The sequence below is a fragment of the Meiothermus granaticius NBRC 107808 genome, assembly GCF_003574355.1.
Taxonomy (GTDB): domain Bacteria; phylum Deinococcota; class Deinococci; order Deinococcales; family Thermaceae; genus Meiothermus; species Meiothermus granaticius.
Genome location: NZ_QWLB01000035.1, coordinates 13,869 through 33,540 on the forward strand (window position 1 = coordinate 13,869; position 19,672 = coordinate 33,540).

Genomic DNA, 19,672 nt, shown 5'->3' on the forward strand with positions numbered 1-19,672 from the left:
CCCAAACTTCTGGCTCACCTATCCACCCTCGTTTTCGGTCATGCTAGAGAGCGCCTGTGCTGCCCAAAGAGCTCTTTCCCTACCCCAACTACAGCGAGTGGCTGCGCGACCTGGAAGGGTATGCAGGCCAGCTCAAACTGGCCCGTACCCTTCCGCCGAGCCCTCCGGAGCCCAGCCCCTATCACGGGGTTTTCGCAGGCCTGCTCCAGGCCCTGGAGCTTGTCCCCTACAGCTTTCAGGCCGAAGCCCTGCAGCGGCTGGAGCAGGGGCAAAACCTGGTCCTCTCGAGTTCAACGGCCTCGGGCAAAAGCCTGGTGTTTCAGGTGCCGGTGCTGAAGGCTGCGCTCGAGGGGCAGACCGCGCTGCTGCTCTACCCCACCAAGGCCCTTGCCCACGACCAGCTCAAGCGCCTACGGGCCATGGGCCAGGTTTTCGAGGTCTCTAACCGCATCTTCTCCTATGATGGCGATACCCCCGATTCGCAGCGCCGCCAGGCCCGCCAGCAGGGGCAGGTCCTGCTGACCAACCCAGACATGCTCCACTTCGGAATCCTGCCGCGCCACGCGGAGTGGGCTGGATTCCTCTCGAGACTTCGCTATGTGGTAATTGACGAACTGCACGCCTACCGAGGGGTCTTCGGCACCCACACCGCCCTCATCCTGCAGCGGCTGATCCGATTGGCCAAGCACTATGGCGCACATCCACAGATTATCGCCGCCAGCGCCACCATCGCCAACCCCGCCGAGCACGCCTACAGCCTGACCGGGCTGGATTTCGCGGCGGTCTCGGCCAGGCCCTCTCGAGCGGAGCGCGAGTTTGGGGTATGGGTGCCCAAAGCCCTCGACAAGGAGGGCCACAGCCGCCGCAGCGCCAACGTCGAAGCGGCCCTGCTGGCCCGGTACGCCGCCGAGACCGGTCTGCGCACCCTGGTGTTTACCAATGCCCGCCGCACCGCCGAGCTGGTGGCCCGCTATGCGGCGGATCCCCGGGTTCAGCCCTACCGCGCAGGCTACACCCCACAGCAACGCCGCCGGCTGGAAGAAGCCTTAGACCGTGGCGAGGTGCGGGTGTTGGTGAGCACCAGCGCGCTCGAGCTAGGCATGGATATCGGTGGGCTGGATGTGGTCATCCTCCTGGGTTACCCTGGTTCGCTCAGCTCGTTCTGGCAGCGGGCTGGACGGGCCGGACGGGGGGTACAGCGCTCACTGGTGCTGTGGATTCCGCGCGAGGATCCACTGGATGCCTTCTACGAAGGCCAGCCCGAGCTTCTGCTGGCCAGCCCGCCCGAGTCCGCCATCGCCGACCCCGATAACCCGGTGCTCTATCCGCTCCACGCCCACTGCGCCGCCCGGGAGCAGCCCCTGGAGCCGCTCGAGCCCTTCCATAAACCCTGGCTCACCGCCAACCTGGTGGAAAAGGGAGGACGGTTTTACAGCCCCAAACGCAACCCCCACCGCGATCTGGTGCTGCGCGGCTTCAGCCAAAGCTTTGCCTTGCGCGACAGCCAGGGAAAGCCCCTGGGGGTCCTGGACGAGCGCCAGGCCTATTGGGAAGCCCACCCTGGGGCAGTGTATTTGCACCTGGGGGAAAGTTATTTGGTGCGCAACCTGGATCTGGAGCGACGCGAGATCGTGCTGCTGCCGGGGCTCGAGGACTACTACACCCAGCCTCGAGCCGAGACCGAGGTGGAGGTACTGGGCGGAGAGGAAATCGCCGCAGGCGTCTGGGTGGGGCCGGTCACCCTGCGGGAACGGGTCATCGGGTATGTCAAAAAGCGGTTTTTCAGCGAGGTGGTGCTGGAGGAAGTCCCGCTGACAATGCCCGAGCTGTGCTTTCAGACCGAGGCCCTCTGGTTTCATCCCACTGAGGGAATGGAGATCTTGCCCCCAGCAAGCCACAATCCCGGAACCCCCCAGCTGACCGAGGCCCTGATTCCCAGCGCCCTTCACGCCCTCGAGCACGCCATGATCGGGCTACTGCCCCTGCTCGTGCTGGCCGAACGACAGGACGTAGGCGGGGTGTCCTACCCCTTTTATCCCAAACCGCTGCCCTCGGGGGCAGGGCCCACGATCTTCATCTACGACGGCTATCCTGGGGGCGTAGGATACGCCCGGGCCGCGGCCCGGCAGTTTGCTCGCTGGATTGGGGCCACCCGGGATCTGCTCTCGAGCTGCCCCTGTGAGAGCGGCTGCCCGCGCTGCATCCTCTCCCCTAAATGCGGCAATGGGAACCTATACCTCGATAAGGCCACCGCCCGGTTGCTGGCCGAGGGGTTAGCCGCGCGGTACGTTTACCCAGGCAAACCCAATTAGACCCCTCGAGGCCTGGTATTACCGCTGGATCCTGTTCAGCACGGTCATTGTGGCCGTAACCATCAACGCACTAGCCGGGCTCCTGGGCAAGTCGCCTTGATCCAGGCTTATACGTTTGGCTTTTCCTGCGATAGCATAAGATTCGTGAAAATCGAAGCCGCTGAACTCCGCCTGATCTCCCTTCCACTGAAATTCCGCTTCGAAACCAGCTTTGGCGTCCAGACCGAACGCCACATCGCGGTGCTCACGCTCTACGGCGAGGGCCTGGAGGGGTATGCCGAGGCGGTGATGGAGCATACCCCGCACTACCGCGAAGAGACCATCGCGGGGGCCTGGGAGTTGCTCGAGCACCTCTTTCTGCCTGCGGTGCTGGGAAAGGAGATCCCCAACCCTGAAGCCCTGTGGGCCATCCTTCGCCCATACCGGGGCAACAAGATGGCCAAGGCGGCCCTCGAGATGGCCTACTGGGATCTGTGGTGCAAGGCCATGAACCAGCCGCTATGGAAGGTGTTGGGTGGGGTGCGCTCGGAGATTCCGGTGGGGATTAGCCTGGGAATTGAGCCAAGCCTCGAGGCCACGCTCGAAAAGGTGGGGAAGGGCCTCGAGCAGGGGTATAAGCGGGTCAAGCTAAAAATCAAGCCCGGCTGGGATGTGAAGATGGTAATGGCCGTGCGCGAAGCCTACCCTGAGGCCAACCTCACCGTAGATGCCAACTCGGCCTACACCCTCAACCACATCTCCACCTTCCGCCAGTTGGACGCCGCTGGCCTCGACTACATCGAACAGCCCCTGGCCTTCGATGACATCCTCGATCATGCCAAGCTGCAGCGTGAGATCGCCACCTCGCTGTGCCTGGATGAGAGCATCACCAGCCCCGAGGATGCCCGCAAGGCGCTCGAGATCGGGGCGGGGCGGGTCATCAACATCAAACCGGGGCGGGTGGGGGGAATTCTGGCCAGCCGAAAAGTGCACGACATCGCCGAGAGCTACGGGCTACCGGTGTGGATGGGGGGAATGCTCGAGGGGGGGATTGGACGGGCCGCCAACATCCACGTGGCCACCTTGCCGATGTTCATCAAGCCCGGCGACACCTCCAGCGCCAGCCGCTACTGGCAGGAGGACATCATCGAAGAGGCCCTGGAGTCCAGAGAGGGCCTGATGCCGGTTCCCCAGGGCCCCGGCCTCGGGGTGACCCCTAAGCGCGATCTCATCACCCAGCTCAGCCAGAAATCCGCGTATATATCTGCTCGTCCCTAGCTCAAATGGAGATCCACATCCGCGAAATCCACGACCCCGAGGTGATCTTGCAGATCGTAGACCTCGAGGTGGCCATCTGGGGCGATCCTAGCGATACCATCCGCCCCGGTACCATGCTGGCCCTGCTGCACGAAGGGGGGCTGCTGGCTGGGGCTTATGACCAGGATCGGCTGGTTGGCTTTGTCTTTGGGTTTCCCACCCAACACCCCCAGCGCCACCACTCGCACATGACCGGGGTGCTAGAAACCCATCGGGGTACACCGGCGGCCCTGCAGCTCAAGCGCTTCCAGCGAGATTGGTGCTTGAGCCGGGGCTACGAGCAGGTGGTCTGGACCTTCGACCCATTGCGGGGGGTAAACGCTCGCTTCAACTTCCACAAGCTCGGCATCACCTTTTCCCAGTACATCCCCAACTGTTATGGCCCCATGAAGGGCATCAATACCGGGGCCCCCTCAGACCGCGCCTACGCGGTGTGGGAACTGCGCTCGGAGCGAGCCTATCGGCGCATCTACGCCCCGCAGGCGGAGCCAGAGCTGGAGGGGGTTCCCCAGGCCAATACCGTGCAACGCGAGGAACCCCTAGGCTTGGAGCTGGGCCTCGAGGTCCCCCGCCTGCTGTTCCAAATCCCCGAGGACTGGGGGCAGATTCTCGCCGCAGATCCCAAGCTGGCCCTGGCCTGGCGGGATCACTCCCGGGAGTTCTTCGCCCATTATCTGGCTCGAGGCTACCGGGCGGTGGAGTTTGTGCGCCACCCCAACCGCTACCTCCTGGAGCGGGAACGTTGAACCTCGAGCCCCAACTCTGGACCGCCGAAGTGGTCTATACCGGCTTCGGCACCCCCATGCTGGCGGGGGCTTTGGCGGTGGTCGGGGCGCATGTGGCAGCGGTGGGGGAGCTCGAGGCGCTGCGCCAGCGCTATCCCCAGGCCCCCCTCATCCACAAGGGCAAGGCCCTAACCCCGCCGGTGGTCAATGCCCATACCCATCTGGATCTATCCAAGCTGGGTTACTACCAGGGCCCTTACACCGGATTCATCCGGCAGGTGATCGCCAACGCAGCCGAACGTGGGGTGGAAGCAGCCCAGTTGGGGCTGGCCAAGCTCCAGGCCGCCCACACGGGCGCTTTTGGCGATATTGTGGCTCGAGATGAGGGGATGGAGTATCTGCTCCTGGAATCCCCCTTGCCAGGGGTGGCCTACCGGGAGGTTTTAGGGACCAATCCCGAGCAGGCCGGGGAAATCTTCGAGGCGGTAAAGCCCAAGCTGCTGGCCTGGAAGCGGCGGGAGGGCCGGGTCAAGGTGGGGATCTCCCCTCACACCGCCCATACCGTGAGCGCCCCTCTGCTGAAGAAGCTGTTTGAGTTTGCAGCCCTGGAGGGTTTTCCGCTGCAAATCCACCTGGCCGAAAGTCCGGAGGAATCGGCCTATTTCCGGGACAACACCGGCCCCCTCGCCGGGTTTATGGCCCCATTCAACCCGTCCTGGAGGGGGCTGGGTCTGAGCCCGGTGGAATATCTGGCCCACCTGGGCGGCCTGGGGCCAAACCTGACCCTGGTGCATGGGGTTCAGGTCAACGAAAACGACGTGCAGATCCTGGCTCAAACCGGCTGCAAGGTGGTCTCCTGCCCCCGCAGCAACGCCGGGCTCGAGTGCGGCTCCTTTCCCTGGGAGCTGTATGGCAAGTACCACCTAGAGGTTGCCCTGGGCACCGATTCTCTGGGCAGCAGTCCCGATCTGGACGTAAAAAACGAGGCCCTGTTCCTGTGGCAACAGGTAGACCCTCGAGCCTTGGTGCGTGCGGTGACCCGGGGAGGGTACCGGGTGCTGGGGCTCGAGGCCGCCCGCATCACACGGGGCACCCCCGTTTCCCAAGTACAATCGTGGTGATACCGAGCCTCGGGCATCAGACTCCATCCAAGCATATGCAAATCGGCCCTCTGATCCTCTACAGCGCACTGGCCGGAGCCTTGACCGGGGTATTGGCCGCAGGGTTCACGTATCTGCTGGGCCTCCTTCAGCAATACCTGATGGGCGAGCTGCTGGGATACTTCCCCCCTGGCCTGTCCGGGGAAGGAGGGTTGGCCCAGATGTTCCGGGGACCGGCCTTTCCGGCCCTGGCCCTGCTCCTGCCCATCCTCTTTGCGGCGAGCAGCTACCTGGGCTCTGGCCGGGGCCTGGGCTGGTTATTGGCCGCCTATCGCCAGGGCCAGCGGGTGCGGGCGGTGCAGTACTTCCGCGGCATCATCGGGGCGCTGGTGCAGCTGGGGGCGGGATCACCGATGGGCCGGGAAGGCCCCATGGCTGCGCTGGGGTTGTGGATTGGGGGGGCGCTGGGGCGACGCTTTCCCCTGGGGGAAGCCGGCAAATTCCTGCCCTTTGCTGGGATGGCCGCCGGGTTTGCCTCCGCGTTTCACGCCCCGATGGCTGGGGCCCTGCTGGCCAGCGAGATCGTCTACCGAGGGCTGGCCCTGGAGGTTGGGGCCCTGGCCCCAGCGCTGATCGGGGCCCTGGCTGGATTCACGGTGTATGGTTTGTTCCACGGTTACGGGCCGCTTTTGGAGTTGCAGGCCTCGCCGCTGGAATGGAGCAGCCTGGCCTTTGGTCTGGTGCTGGGGCTGGTGTGTGCCGGGGTGGGAAGTTTGTGGCTCGAGGGTGAACGGCTGCTGCGCCATCCCCTGCGCCGCCTCAGCTTCCCGGTGCGACATGGGATCTTTGGTCTGCTGCTGGGAATTGTGTTGCTGCTCTTCCCCGAAGCCCTAGGCAACGCCTTGCCCTGGGTGCAGCTCGGCACCTCACCCATCCTCAGCCTGCCCTTTCTGGGGGTCTTGTTTTTAGTGCAGTTGGCGCTTCTGCTCTTCGGAGGCGGGGTTCGGGCCTATGGCGGACAACTCACCCCCGCCCTTACCCTGGGTGGGCTGGCCGGACTCCTTCTGGCCCAGTTCATCCCCTGGCTGGCCCCTCCCCCTGAGGTCGCGGCTTTGGCTGGAATGTCGGCCCTGCTGGCCGGGGTGGCTCGAGCCCCCTTTGCCGCTATTGTGTTGGTTGGGGAGACCTCCGGGTACAGCCTGCTGCCGCTGGTGTTGCTGGCCGCCTTCTCGGCCTACACCTTTACCAGCCCCCAGGGCAGCTTTGAGGTAGGCGACCTTACTCCCGAAGGTAGCGATGGGCTAACGGAGCCTCCGACTGAAACTTCTCCGCGTACTTCACCCCCGCCTCCGAACCCAAGCGGGCACGATGCGCCCTGAAGGTTTCCAGGCCCTGATCCCACTTATAGAACTCGTGGTATAGGCTAAACACCCGCTCCGCCGCGGCCTGTCCTTCCTCGCCTAGGTCAACATAAACCGTAGGGCGCGGGATATCCCCCCGGCTGTAATGCAGCAGCCGTACCGGCTTGCGGTGGGCTTCCCCCACCAGCTTGGGAATCCGGCAAAACTTGAGCGCGGAGAGGGTAGCCCAGTAGGTTGCCCGGTGATCGGGGTGGACGTCTTCGGGGTTCCAGGTGAAGACCACATCAGGCTTCCAGGCCGCGATCAAGCGGGCAATCTCGAGCGCCTCTTCTCGCCCGCCGCTCAGCCCGGCATCAGGGTAATCCAAAAACTCGTACTCCGCCCCCAAGATGCCCGCCACGGCCCGCCCGTGCCCTTCCCGCACCTGGGCTACCCGGTCGGGTGGGGTATCGCCGAACTGGCTGGCCAATTCCCCCCGGGTGAGCCACACCAGCTTGGCCGCATCCCCGCGCAGCACATGTTTAGCTAAGGTTCCAGCCACACCAACCTCGTCGTCCGGATGAGCAAAGATGGCAAGAAGACGCATACTTGAAAGTCTACCCCAGCTCAGGGATTTATGGCCGGGCCCTGGGAATGGAGGCACAATGCATATAAATGCAATTAGCCCTGGTTTTCTACCTTCGCGCGTGCTATCCTAGCCGCTTGGAATGCCGAAGCGAACCGACCTCAAAAAGATTCTGATCATCGGCTCAGGCCCCATCACCATTGGCCAGGCCGCCGAATTCGACTACTCCGGCACCCAGGCCGTCAAGGCCCTGCGGGGCGTGGGCTACGAGGTGGTGTTGGTCAACTCCAACCCGGCGACCATCATGACCGATCCGGAGCTGGCCGAGGGAACCTACCTCGAGCCCCTCACGGTGGAGTTCCTGGAGAAAATCATCGCCCAGGAGCGCCCGGACGCCCTGCTCCCGACCCTGGGGGGACAGACCGCGCTCAACCTCTCGATGGCCCTTTTCGAGCAGGGGATTCTGGACAAATACGGGGTGGAGCTGATTGGGGCCAACGCCGCTGCAATTCACAAGGGCGAGGATCGCGAAGCCTTCCAGCAGGCCATGCTCAAGATCGGGGTGGAAGTCCCCCGCGGAAAAATGGTGCACAGCCTCGAGGAGGGCCTGGAATTCACCCGCAGGGTGATTGGTTATCCTGCGGTAATCCGCCCCAGCTTTACCCTGGGCGGCACCGGCGGCGGTATCGCTCGGGATGAGGCCGAGTTCATCGAGACCCTCACCCGCGGGCTCTCGCTCTCCCCCACCCACTCCGCGCTCGTGGAGGAGTCCATCGTGGGCTGGAAGGAGTACGAGCTCGAGGTCATGCGCGACAAAAACGACACCGTGGTGATCATCACCTCCATCGAGAACGTTGACCCCATGGGGGTCCACACCGGCGACTCCATCACCGTGGCCCCGGCCCAGACCCTCTCCGACGTGGAATACCAGAAGATGCGCGATGCGGCCCAGGCCATCATTCGCGAGATCGGGGTGGAGACCGGCGGTTCCAACATCCAGTTCGCCATAGACCCCAAGACCGGGCGGATGATCGTGATCGAGATGAACCCCCGGGTCTCGCGCTCCTCGGCCCTGGCCTCTAAAGCCACCGGTTTCCCCATCGCCAAGATTGCCGCCCTGCTGGCGGTGGGCTACACCCTGGACGAGATCCCCAACGACATCACCCAGAAGACCCCGGCCTCCTTCGAGCCCACCATTGATTACGTGGTGGTCAAGATTCCCCGCTTTGCTTTCGAAAAGTTCAACACCCTACCCAACACCAACCCTGGGGGGTTCAACGACCAACTCGGCACCCAGATGAAGAGCGTGGGCGAGGTCATGGCCATCGGCCGAAGCTTCAAGGAGGCCCTTGGGAAAGCCCTGCGCAGCCTCGAGGCCGACGTGCGGGCGGAGTTCTCCACCCACACCACCGAGGAGCTGCAGGCCCGGCTCTACCCCAGCCCTACGAGAATTTATGCAGTTTTAGAGCTGCTGCGCCGCAAGGCCTCGGTAGAGGAGCTCTACGAGGCGACCCGGATCGAGCGCTGGTTTCTCAACCAGATGCGGGAGGTGATCGAGGCCGAGCAGCAGCTCGAGCTAGGCAAGTGGAACCTGGAGGACGCTGAGGACTGGCGCTATGCCAAGGGTTTAGGGCTCTCCGACGCACAGATCGGAACGCTGGTGGGGGCCGCCGAAGGGGCCGTTCGCCAGCAGCGGCTGCTGGCTGGATCCAAGCCGGTGTATAAAACCGTGGACACCTGTGCGGCTGAGTTCGAGGCCTATACCCCTTATCACTACAGCGCCTACGAGCTCGAGGATGAGGTCAGCCAGACCGATAAGCCCAAGGTGGTGATCCTGGGCAGCGGCCCCATCCGCATCGGGCAGGGAGTGGAGTTCGACTACGCCACGGTGCACGCGGTCTGGGCCCTGCGCGAAGCCGTGATACCGCCTGAGCGGCCCGGCGAGGCTGGAGCACAGGGCTACGAGACCATCATGGTCAACTCCAACCCCGAGACCGTAAGCACCGACTACGACACCGCCGACCGGCTCTACTTCGAACCCCTGACGCTGGAAGACGTGCTCAACCTGACCGACCACGAAAAGCCCCTGGGCGCGATTGCCACCCTGGGCGGCCAGACCCCCCTGAAGCTGGCCAAAAGGCTCGCCGAGGCCGGGGTAACCCTCCTGGGCACCCCCTGGGAGGCCATCCACAGGGCCGAAGACCGCGCCGAGTTCAACCGGCTCTGTGCCGAACTGGGCATTCCCCAGCCCAAAGGGGCCGTCGCCCGCACCCCCGAGGAAGCCCTGCAACTGGCCGAGAACCTCGGCTACCCCCTGATGGCCCGGCCCAGCTACGTGCTGGGGGGGCGGGCCATGCAAGTCGTGCACAACGCTGAGGAGCTGCGCGGGTATCTGAACGGCATCTACGCTGCCCTGGCCGAGCGCCCCTCGATTCTCCTGGATCAGTACCTGGAGAACGCCCTCGAGCTCGACGTGGACGCCCTCTGCGACGGACAGCAGGTGGTGGTGGCGGGCATCATGGAGCACATCGAGCGGGCCGGGGTTCACTCCGGTGACTCGGCCACCATCCTGCCCCCCCTCTCGCTCTCGCCCGAGCAACTGGCCACCGTCAAGGACTATACCCGCAGGCTGGCCCTGGCAGTGGGGGTCAAGGGCCTGATCAACGTGCAGTACGCGCTCAAGGACGGCATGGTTTACATCCTCGAGGCCAACCCCCGCGCTTCCCGCACGGTGCCTTTTGTCTCCAAGGCCATCGGCCGCCCGCTCGCCAAGTACGCTGCGCTGATTGCGGTGGGCAAAACCCTGGACGAGCTGGGCTTCACCCAGGACCCCACCCCGGCCTTCTACTCGGTCAAGGAGGTGCTCATCCCCTGGCTCAAGTTCCCCGGGGTAATTCCGGTGCTGGGGCCGGAGATGCGCTCCACCGGCGAGAGCATGGGCATCGACGCCGACCCCTACCTGGCCTACTACCGGGCCGAGCTGGGGGTGGGCCAGCGCTTGCCGCTAGCGGGCAAGGTGCGCTTCATTGGCTCTGACAGCCTGAAAGCCGACTGGGAAGCCGCCGGTTTTGAAGCCTCCGAAGGCGACTACGACCTGCTGATTACCCTGACCCCCCACCCCGAGCTGCGCCGGGCGGTGGAGACCGGCAAGCCCTTCATCACCACCGCGGAGGGGGCTAGGTGGAGCCTCGAGGCCATCCGGCGGGCCCAGGGCACCGACCTGGGGGTACGCTCCTTGCAGCGCTGGCACCAGTCGAGCTCCTAGCGCGCTCAACTCACCTTGCCCCCCCAGAACAGCCGGTCCCTGACCGGGCAGCCCGAACTCAACTGCCCACTGTTACACTCCCTGGGATACCGGCTTGATAAAATCAATTGCAGTGAGAACCCTCGTTGCCACCCTGCTGCTGCTGGGCTCCCTAGCCGCCGCTCAAACCTACATCATCCCCATTGAAGGGGAAATTGATGGCCCTTTGGCGGTATTCGTGGACCAATCGCTCTCCCAAGCCGAGCGCGAGGGGGCCAGCGGGGTGGTGTTCCGGGTGGATACCCCCGGAGGGCGGGTAGACGCCGCCATCCGGATCTCCGATCGTATCCTGGCCTCCCCTCTACCCACCCTAGCGGTGGTGCAAAATGCCTTCAGCGCAGGGGCCTTGATCTCGCTCTCGGCCCAGCAGGTGATGATGCTCCCGGGCTCGGAGATCGGGGCCGCTTTGCCCGTAACCATCACCCCGGTGACCAACAGCATAACCGCCGCCGATCGCAAGGTGATCTCAGCCCTGCGGGGCAAATTTCGCTCGGTCGCCGAGGCCAGAAACCGGCCTGTCAATATCGTCGAGGCCATGGTAGACCCCGAGATCGAGATCAAGGGGCTCAAGGCCCAGGGCGAGCCCCTAACCCTCTCGGCTAAAAAAGCCGTGGAGCTCAAAGTGGCGGATGCCGAGGTGGCCTCGCTGCGGGCAGCCCTCGAGAAAGCCGGTTTCAACCTGACCACCCGGGAGATTGAGCCAGGGCCACAGGTGCGGCTGGCCCGCTTCTTGACCAATCCCACCATTGCCGCAATCCTGTTGGCGGTGGGGGTGCTGGGGCTGGTGCTGGAGTTCTTCACCCCAGGCACCTTTATCCCCGCCACCATCGGGATCAGCGCCCTGGTGCTCTATTTTCTAGGGGGTTATCTGGCGGGGCTCTCCAGCACCCTCAGCATCCTGCTGCTCCTGGCCGGGCTCTTGTTGATCGCCTTCGAGATCTTCGTGGCGCCGGGGTTCGGAATTCCGGGAATCATCGGCCTAATCCTGATCGCCGCCTCGGTTTACTTCACCTTCGGGGGGGAAAGCCTCCAGGTGGGCTCCTATGCCATCATCGGGTTGGCCCTGGGCATCTTCCTGATCTTCCGCTTTGTTCCCCGTACCCGGGTGGCCAAGGCGCTCGTTCTGGAGAGCGCTATCGGTGAAACCGCCCCCCCTCGCAGCGAGCTGGAAAGCCTCCGGGGGGCCCTGGGGGTAGCCCTCACCGACCTGCGCCCCGCAGGCACCGCCCAGTTTGGGGAGCGGCGGGTGGATGTGGTGACCGCAGGTGACTTCATCGCTCGAGGCGAGCCCATCCGGGTCATCCAAGTCGAAGGGCCTCGAGTGGTGGTGCAGCGGGTGCAGCCTTAAGCCTGGAGGGTTGGACGCTCAGCCCTCAGCCATACCTTAGGAGGAACCGCATGGACATATTCTCGCTGTTGCTGGCCGGCCTCATCCTCATCCTGATCTTCCTGTTTTTCTATCTGGTGCCGGTCCCCCTGTGGATCACCGCCTTCTTCTCGGGGGTGCGGGTCTCTTTGTTCTCCCTCATCGGGATGCGTTTTCGGCGAATTCCGCCTGGGCGCATCATCTACCCCATGATCAAGGCCTTCAAAGCGGGAATTCCGGTGGAAACCGCGCGCCTAGAGGCCCAGTACCTGGCCGGGGGGAATGTGGACCGGGTGGTAGACGCCCTAATCGCGGCGGACAAAGCCGGGATCAAGCTCACCTTTGACCGGGCCGCGGCCATTGACCTGGCGGGCCGGGACGTGCTCGAGGCGGTGCGGCTCTCGGTCAACCCCAAGGTCATCACCTCTCCGATGGTCGCCGGAATGGCTCAGGACGGGATTCAGCTCCTGGCCACCGCCCGAATTACCGTACGGGCCAATATTGACCGGCTGGTCGGCGGTGCGGGCGAGGAGACCATCATCGCCCGGGTAGGCGAGGGAATTGTGGCCAGCATCGGGCAGAGCTTGGACCACAAGCAGGTCTTGGAGCAGCCCGACCGCATCTCCAAAACCGTGTTGGCCAAGGGCCTGGACGCGGGCACGGCTTTTGAGATCCTCTCTGTGGATATTGCCGAAGTGGATGTGGGCAAGAATATCGGGGCCCAACTGCGCACCGACCAGGCCGAGGCCGACAAGAAAATTGCTCAGGCCAAGGCCGAGGAGCGCCGGGCCATGGCCGTAGCGGTCGAGCAAGAGAACAAAGCTGCGGTTGAGGCCATGCGGGCCAAACTGGTCGAGGCTCAATCCGCAGTGCCCCTGGGGATGGCCGAGGCGCTGCGCAATGGGCGGCTCGGGGTGATGGATTACTACCAGCTCAAGAACATCGAGGCCGACACCGACATGCGCGAGAGCATCTCCAAATCCAGCAGCCCCACCGAGGGTGGATCCCAGTCGAGGTAAGCCGTGAGCTTGGGCGATCTCCTGGGCCTGTTGTTCTTGATCTTTTTCGTCATCCTGCCCGCTCTGCAGGGTTTCCTGCGGCGCTCCCAAGACCTACCACAAGATTTCGAGCCCGACCAGATCCCGCTGCCCGGCCAGAAGACCCCCCCCGCGAAAGGGCAGCCCCAGCCCCCCACGCCGCAAAGGGGGAACCCAGCAGCCAAACCGGCGGCCTCCCCGGCTACACCTCAGCCTCCCGTTGCCCCACCCCCCGCGGCCCCACGCCCGCTGGTGAGCGAGCCGGCCAAACCCAAGCCCAAGAAGGCGGGAAAAGCCCTCGAGGAGCTCGAGCGCGAGCGGCTGGCGCGCAAAACCCAGCCCCAGCCTCCCGCACAGCCCCGGCCCACAGCCCCACCGGCTCCTGTTCCCAGCGAATCAAAGCCCATCTTTTCCACCGACCCCCGTGCTATCCTGAACGGGATGGTCTGGGCTCAGGTGCTCAACGAACCTCGAGGTAAATATTGGAGGAGAACACGGAAACCAAAGCTATAGTCCCCCTGCGTTCGCCACAAGAAACCATCGCCGTGCTGGGGCACAGCGATAAGCACCTCAAAACCCTGCGCAAGCTGCTCTCCGCTCAGCTTTTGGTGCGGGGCCAGGAGATCCAGGTCAGCGGTACCCCCGAGGAGGTGCGCCTGGCCGAGCGGGTTCTGCGGGACCTGATCACCCTGGTCCGCCAGGGAGCAGAAATTGATGGGGGAACCCTGGAGCAGGTCATCCTGGTGGCGGAGAATGGCCAGTCCCTACCGGTTGAAGCCAGTACCCCGGCCCTGGGGGAGGTCACGCTGCCGGGCCGCCTCAAGCCCAAGACCCCAGGGCAGCGCCAGTATGTTGAGGCCATCGCCTCCCACGACATCACCTTCGGCATCGGCCCCGCCGGCACCGGAAAAACCTACCTGGCGGTGGCCATGGCGGTGGCCTATCTCAAGGCCAAAAAGGTCAAGCGCATCATCCTGACCCGCCCTGCGGTGGAGGCCGGGGAGCGGCTGGGTTTCTTGCCCGGCGATCTTCAGGCCAAGATTGACCCCTACCTGCGCCCGCTGTACGACGCCATCTTCGACATGATTGACGCGGAGCGCTTCGACCAGTACATCCAATCCGGGGTGATCGAGGTGGCCCCGCTGGCCTTCATGCGCGGACGAACCCTCAACGACGCCTTTATCATCCTGGACGAGGCCCAAAACACCACCCCTGAGCAGATGAAGATGTTTCTAACCCGCATGGGCTTCAACTCCCGGGTGGTGATCACCGGTGACGTGACCCAGATTGACCTGCCCAAAGCCCAAAAGAGCGGACTGGTCGAGGCCATGCGCACCCTCAAGGGCATTCAGGGCATCGCCCAGCAGTACTTCCGCGAGTCGGACGTGGTTCGCCATCCGCTGGTCGCCCGCATCATCAAGGCCTACGAGCTGGCCGAGCATCACGCCGAGGTGGCTGAGCGATAAGGTTCAACCCCAGCACGCGAAACGAGGACAGATCATGAGCATACCGTACGGCATACCCCTTACCCTCGAGCAAGCCCAGAGGGCTGCGGCGGCTGCCGAGGCCGAAGCCCTCAGGAACGGCTGGCCGGTGGTGATCGCAATTGTGGACTGCGGCGGGAACCTGGTCCTGTTACACCGCATGAACGACGCGCAAATTGGCTCGATCGAGATCGCTCAGGCCAAGGCCCGCACCGCCAACAACTTTCGCCGGCCCAGCAAGGAGTTTGAGGAGCAGGTCGCAGGCGGAGGGGCCGGTCTACGAACCTTGGGCATGCTAGGCGTGGCCCCGCTCGAGGGGGGGCTGCCCATCCTCCTGGAGGGGAAGATCGTTGGGGCCATCGGGGTTTCGGGGGTGCGCTCGTTTCAAGATGCCCAGATTGCCCAGGCGGGAATTGAGGCCCTGAGTACCCCTTCCTGACTTATCCCTCATGCCCCCAATCCACTTTGTGGCCAAGACCAAGGTGCCTCCGGGGCTGCGCCCACGGTTGCGTCAAGCCCTGGCCGCACTCCTGCTCGAGCTGGGCTACAGCGACCATGCCCTTACGGTGATCTTCGTTTCCGATAGGGAAATCCGCCGGTTGAAGCACCAGCATTGGGGCGAGGATGCCCCCACCGACGTGCTCTCGTTTCCGACCTTCGAGCCCGGAGACCCCTTCCTGCCGCCACACTTAGGAGATGTCGTGATCAGCCTAGAGACGGCCCAGCGCCAGGCCCAGGCTCAGGGCCACAGCCTGGAAACAGAGGTTAGAATCCTGGCAGCGCATTCCCTGTGGCACCTGCTGGGCCACGATCACACCAGCGAACGAGAATGGCAAGGGTTCCACCGCGTCCAGGAACGGATCCTCTCCCTCTGAGGGGGGTTCGGGCTTCCTTCGGCTATGCCCTGGCTGGGCTGCGGCTGGCCTGGCGCAATCAGCGCAACTTTCGCCTCGAGGTCTACATCGGCCTGTTGGCCCTGGGGCTAGCGGTATGGCTCAGGGTGGATCTGGTGCCGGTGCTGCTGCTGGTAGCGCTGGTGCTGGGGTTGGAGCTTGGCAACACCGCCCTCGAGGCCGTAGTGGACTTGGCCTCTCCTAATTTTCACCCGCTGGCCAAAGCCGCCAAGGATGTTGCGGCGGCTGGGGTGCTGGTGGTGAGCGTCATCGCCGTGCTGATCGGGCTGCTATTGTTTGTCCCCCCGCTGCTACGGGCCTTGGGGCTGTGATACACTCAGGCCATCGTTATGGATCTCCCCCCCCAACCTAGCTGCGTCGGCGCCCTGGGCAAGACCGGGGCTGGGGGGGTGTTGTGTCTGGGAAGCCGTGCTGGGTTCGGCAACCTGACCTCGGCTTTAGGCCCAGCGTACCGCATAGCGGAATTCCCCCGTTAGGGCCAAAGCCGAGCCTTTTGGGAAATATGGAAAGTATCCCTGGCAGTTTTGGCATCATCGTCCTGCTCATCCTGATCAATGCTTTTTTTGTCGCCGCCGAATTCTCTCTGGTGGCGATTCGGCGCAGCCGGGTCGAGCAACTGGCCGAAAGTGGCTCCTGGCAGGGCGGCCTGCTCAAACAAGCCATGGCCCGGCTCGACATCTACATTGCCACCACCCAGCTGGGTATCACCGCCACCAATCTGATTCTGGGTGCGTTTGGCGAACCTTACGTTACCCGGCTGATTGTGACGGGAATTGCGGTCCTCTTTGGCCAGACCCAGGCCTCGGTGGCTTCCGAAAGCAGCCTGCTTTCCACCATCAGTTTTGCCATCTCGGTCATCATCATTACGTTTGTGACGGTGCTGTTTGGGGAGCTGATTCCCAAGGGCATCGCCCTCCAACGTACCGAGCAGGTGGCGGGTTTCACCATCCTTCCACTCAATGTTTTTCAGCGGGTGACGGCTCCGTTGGTGTGGCTATTTAGTCGCAGCGGTAACTTCTTCCTAAAGCTCATGCGCCTAAAGGAGGCCCCCTCGCACTCCATGGTGGGCAGTGCCGAGGAGCTCAAGCTGATCGTTGAGGCCTCCTCCAAGGAAGGGGTGCTGGACGAGAGCGAGGGCGAGATCATCAGCCAGATCCTGGACCTCGAGGAAACCCCAGTACGGGCCATCATGGTCCCCCGGGTGGAGATTGTAGCCATAGACACCGAGGCCACCCTGCGAGAGTTTTGGAAGCTGGTGCAAGAACACCGCTACTCCCGGATACCGGTCTATCAGGAAACGGTAGACCGCATCATCGGCATTGCGTATGCCCGGGACCTGCTCGAGTACAGCAGCAGCGCTCTAGACACCCTCAAAGTGGCCAGCATCAGCCATCCGGCCTATTTCGTCCCCGAGACCATGGGGGCGCGGGAGCTCCTGCGCGAGATGCGCCGCCGCAAAACCCACATGGCCATCGTGGTGGACGAGTTCAAGGGCACCGCGGGACTGGTCACGCTCGAGGACATCATTGAGGAAATCATCGGTGAAATTTACGACGAGTCCGACGAGGAGGAGGAAGCCCCCATCCGCGAGCTGCCGGGTGGGGTGTTTGTGCTAGACGCAGCCACCCCTTTAGAGGAGGTTTCCGAAACCTTGGGCATCGAGCTGGCCGAAGGGGAGTACGAGACCTTATCGGGGTTCTTGATGGCCCAGTTTGGCCATATCCCCGAGGTAGGGGAAGCGCTCGAGCAGGCCGGGTATCGGTTTACCGTAGAGGCTGCCGATCCCCGTGGGATCGAAAAGGTACGGGCTGAACGGCTAAAACCTTCTCCTCCCAGCCCAGAGGATCAAAGCGAGTCGGTCACTTCGGAAGAGGCCTGATTGCGCTCAGAAGCCCGTTTCTGGGTTATGCTGGGGCTGTGTCTACCCCACCCGAAGTGCTGGCGCAACTCCAAACCCTGCTCGAGCGCTCCTACTCGCCCTACTCAGGCTATGCGGTAGCCGCGGTGGTGCGGGCAAAAAGCGGCAAGCTCTACGGCGGAACCAATATGGAAAACGCCGCTTACCCCCTTTCGCGCTGTGCCGAGCAAGGAGCGGTCCTGGCCATGGTAGCAGCAGGGGAACGCGAGATCACCGAGGTCTGGGTGATGGTGGCGGCGGCCCGTCCCGGCACCCCCTGTGGCGGTTGCCGCCAAATTCTCTCGGAGTTCGCCCGGCCGGAAACCCCTGTACACTGCTTGAACCATCAAGGGCAGGGGCTCACCTTGAGCGTAGGGGGGCTATTGCCGCATGCCTTTGGCCCCCTGGACTTGAATCAGCGCTGAAAAGCCCTGGCGCCAGGCCAGGGCGAACGGTCAGCGATCCCCCTTATACCGGATTCAAAAAGACAGTTGGCATAAGCAAAAGCCTAAGAGGCTGTCTTTTTGAATTCTAGAGCACTCCCGTCAGTCGGGTTGGTTCGTCACCGTCCGGTGACGAACCAACCAAATCTGACATTACTTCTGTGCCCGCTTGGCTGCGGCCTCACTCTCGACATTGTGGGCAGCAGCCTTGCCCCGATCCACTGCGGCCTTGACCTTTTCTACAGCCTTTTCCAGCGGGTTGTGGGTGGTCTCGGCTTTATGGTCATGCATGGCGGCTCGAGCCTTATCCGCAGCCTCATCCACTTTGGCCCGCGCGGCCTGGGCCGCATCCTTGGTCCGATCGGCAATGTCCTGTGCGGCCTGCTTGGCCTTCTCCATCAGATTTTTCTGGTCTTTCATGGGCTACCTCCGACCATAAGGATGGAGCCTTGGCTTGAGCTTGCGCTGTACATTGCTTGAACCTAGGCTGAGCCAGCCACTTCAACTCGAGGGTTCAAACCAAGCGGCTGCGCAGCCAGGAAGAGGCAAAATCAATCAGATTGACCACGATCACGATGGCAATTACCCCGATGATCATCTGGTTGTACTGCCCCGCGGCCATCGCCCCCTGGATGAAAAACCCAATCCCCCCCGCACCCACAAACCCCAGGATGATCGAGACCCGAAAGTTGATCTCAAAGCGGTAGATCGTGTAGGAAACCAGCAGCGGCAAGACCTGGGGCAGGATGGCCCAACGCAACACGTTAACCCCAGCCGTTCCGGTGGACTCGAGCGCCTCGATCGGCCCTTTGTCCACGTTTTCGATGGCCTCACTGTAGAGCTTGCCCAGATCGGCGATGGAGTGAATCGCCATCGCCAGCACCCCCGCAAAAGGCCCCAGCCCCACCGCAGCCACCAAAACCAGAGCCAGAATTAGGGTATCAATCCCCCGGTCTACGTTGTAAAACGCCCGCATAAAGTAGAAGATCCCCCGCATGAGCGGGCTCCCCCCGGTGAGGTTGCGAGCGGCCAGAAACGACGTGGGTAGGGCGAAAATCGCGGCCAGGAAGGTCCCCACCAGGGCGATCTCCACCGTGATGGCCATGAAGGAGAGCACCTCCTGCAGGGGAAAACGGTTGGTGCTGGGGTCTGCCAGCAAAGGCGGCCAGGATTTCTCCCCAAACTGCACCAAAAAAGGCCACCCCTTGACCAGCTTGGCCAGGTTGAATTCGGTGGCGTCAAAAGCCGGCAACAGCAGGGAGAACACCACGGCCAAGACAACTCCCGCCCGTAAATCCCCGGCTTCTTGCAAGCTCGGATTGCGCAACTGGAGCAGCCCCGCCCCCAGCACCAGCCCTCCCAGGACAAACACCGCAAAGGCTCCATATTGCAGCTGGGCAGGGAACAGGATTCGGTACCCCTGGGCCGCGGCCTCCGCGGGAATGCCCCCTTTGAGATCGGTGAGGGCGGTGATGGGCTGTGCCAGAGGCAGGCCGTTTTCCTTAGCGATTGCGTTGCGGGCCTCGAGCCCCGCATTATAGGCCTCCACCAGGGCCTTATCCGCACCCGGTGCGGTTGGCCTCAGCAGTTTATAGTAGCCCGCACTGTTGGGCAGGTAGGTATGGCCGGCGGAGGAATCCAGCCACACAAATAGGCTCACCCCCACCAAGGCGGCTACCCCCAGCAAGGGCCAGCGCCACCGGGCCCGCCGCCAAGCCGCCAAACCAATCGCGCCGGCGGCTGCCAGAGCCACGAGAAACTCCATCAACCCATTCACTGGAGAAAGCTGCACCAGGTGAACCGGCTGGGCATAGAACCCCAGGGCCAATCCAAGCGTGCCCGCCCCCGCCACGACCGCAGCCCAGGCC

Annotated in this window: 18 protein-coding genes; 15 read left to right on the top strand and 3 right to left on the bottom strand. The window is 63.5% G+C overall.

The features are described 5' to 3' along the window. The first annotated feature begins 56 nt into the window (after window positions 1-56). The 5 genes from Mgrana_RS12150 to Mgrana_RS12170 all read left to right on the top strand — a co-directional run bounded on the left by Mgrana_RS12150 (window position 57) and on the right by Mgrana_RS12170 (window position 6,812). A complete protein-coding gene (locus Mgrana_RS12150; protein ID WP_119357878.1) occupies window positions 57-2,312 on the top strand; it encodes a DEAD/DEAH box helicase in 2,256 nt (751 codons plus the stop codon). A gap of 144 nt (window positions 2,313-2,456) precedes the next feature. Further along, entirely contained in the window at window positions 2,457-3,569 is a 1,113-nt protein-coding gene (gene menC, locus Mgrana_RS12155; RefSeq protein WP_119357879.1) for an o-succinylbenzoate synthase, read from the top strand. A 5-nt stretch (window positions 3,570-3,574) separates the two neighbouring features. Next, the gene (locus Mgrana_RS12160) at window positions 3,575-4,354 is read left to right on the top strand and encodes a GNAT family N-acetyltransferase (protein ID WP_119357880.1); all 780 of its coding nucleotides are present in this window, start codon (window positions 3,575-3,577) and stop codon (window positions 4,352-4,354) included. Between the two features lie 56 nt (window positions 4,355-4,410). Then, entirely contained in the window at window positions 4,411-5,454 is a 1,044-nt protein-coding gene (locus Mgrana_RS12165; protein ID WP_119357893.1) for an amidohydrolase family protein, read from the top strand. A 35-nt stretch (window positions 5,455-5,489) separates the two neighbouring features. After that, window positions 5,490-6,812, top strand: coding sequence for a chloride channel protein (locus Mgrana_RS12170; protein ID WP_119357881.1), 1,323 nt, complete (start codon window positions 5,490-5,492; stop codon window positions 6,810-6,812). On the opposite strand, the gene Mgrana_RS12175 is transcribed toward Mgrana_RS12170, so the two are convergent. Then, window positions 6,712-7,380, bottom strand: coding sequence for a PIG-L deacetylase family protein (locus tag Mgrana_RS12175; RefSeq protein ID WP_119357882.1), 669 nt, complete (start codon window positions 7,378-7,380; stop codon window positions 6,712-6,714). The genes Mgrana_RS12170 and Mgrana_RS12175 overlap by 101 nt on opposite strands. Before the next feature lie 121 nt (window positions 7,381-7,501). On the opposite strand from Mgrana_RS12175, the gene carB reads away from it, so the two are divergent. From carB to cdd, 10 genes are all read left to right on the top strand, one after another. Continuing rightward, a complete protein-coding gene (carB, locus tag Mgrana_RS12180; RefSeq protein WP_119357883.1) occupies window positions 7,502-10,624 on the top strand; it encodes a carbamoyl-phosphate synthase large subunit in 3,123 nt (1,040 codons plus the stop codon). Window positions 10,625-10,736: 112 nt separating this feature from the next. Next, window positions 10,737-12,011, top strand: coding sequence for an NfeD family protein (locus tag Mgrana_RS12185; RefSeq protein ID WP_119357884.1), 1,275 nt, complete (start codon window positions 10,737-10,739; stop codon window positions 12,009-12,011). 50 nt (window positions 12,012-12,061) lie between these two features. Beyond that, complete coding sequence (gene floA / locus Mgrana_RS12190; RefSeq protein ID WP_119357885.1) at window positions 12,062-13,048, top strand: flotillin-like protein FloA; 987 nt, start codon at window positions 12,062-12,064, stop codon at window positions 13,046-13,048. Between the two features lie 3 nt (window positions 13,049-13,051). Then, a complete protein-coding gene (locus Mgrana_RS12195) occupies window positions 13,052-13,579 on the top strand; it encodes a hypothetical protein (protein ID WP_119357886.1) in 528 nt (175 codons plus the stop codon). Beyond that, the gene (locus tag Mgrana_RS12200) at window positions 13,549-14,532 is read left to right on the top strand and encodes a PhoH family protein (RefSeq protein ID WP_119357887.1); all 984 of its coding nucleotides are present in this window, start codon (window positions 13,549-13,551) and stop codon (window positions 14,530-14,532) included. Before Mgrana_RS12195 ends, Mgrana_RS12200 begins: the two co-directional genes overlap by 31 nt. 34 nt (window positions 14,533-14,566) lie before the next feature. After that, window positions 14,567-14,989, top strand: coding sequence for a GlcG/HbpS family heme-binding protein (locus tag Mgrana_RS12205; protein WP_119357888.1), 423 nt, complete (start codon window positions 14,567-14,569; stop codon window positions 14,987-14,989). A 10-nt stretch (window positions 14,990-14,999) separates the two neighbouring features. Beyond that, complete coding sequence (ybeY, locus tag Mgrana_RS12210) at window positions 15,000-15,425, top strand: rRNA maturation RNase YbeY (protein WP_119357889.1); 426 nt, start codon at window positions 15,000-15,002, stop codon at window positions 15,423-15,425. Then, window positions 15,380-15,775, top strand: a complete 396-nt coding sequence (locus Mgrana_RS12215) for a diacylglycerol kinase (RefSeq protein ID WP_119357890.1) — start codon at window positions 15,380-15,382, stop codon at window positions 15,773-15,775. The genes ybeY and Mgrana_RS12215 overlap by 46 nt, the downstream gene beginning before the upstream one ends. Window positions 15,776-15,966: 191 nt before the next feature. After that, window positions 15,967-17,343, top strand: a complete 1,377-nt coding sequence (locus Mgrana_RS12220; protein WP_119357891.1) for a hemolysin family protein — start codon at window positions 15,967-15,969, stop codon at window positions 17,341-17,343. A gap of 38 nt (window positions 17,344-17,381) precedes the next feature. Further along, the gene (cdd, locus tag Mgrana_RS12225; RefSeq protein WP_119357892.1) at window positions 17,382-17,786 is read left to right on the top strand and encodes a cytidine deaminase; all 405 of its coding nucleotides are present in this window, start codon (window positions 17,382-17,384) and stop codon (window positions 17,784-17,786) included. Window positions 17,787-17,957: 171 nt separating this feature from the next. On the opposite strand, the gene Mgrana_RS12230 is transcribed toward cdd, so the two are convergent. Together Mgrana_RS12230 and phnE are read right to left on the bottom strand one after the other, a co-directional pair. After that, on the bottom strand, window positions 17,958-18,224 hold the full coding sequence (locus tag Mgrana_RS12230) for a hypothetical protein (RefSeq protein ID WP_206075086.1): 267 nt from the start codon (window positions 18,222-18,224) through the stop codon (window positions 17,958-17,960). 94 nt (window positions 18,225-18,318) lie between these two features. Beyond that, window positions 18,319-19,672: phosphonate ABC transporter, permease protein PhnE (gene phnE / locus Mgrana_RS12235; protein WP_119357895.1), on the bottom strand; the 1,354-nt coding region annotated here is incomplete at its 5' end.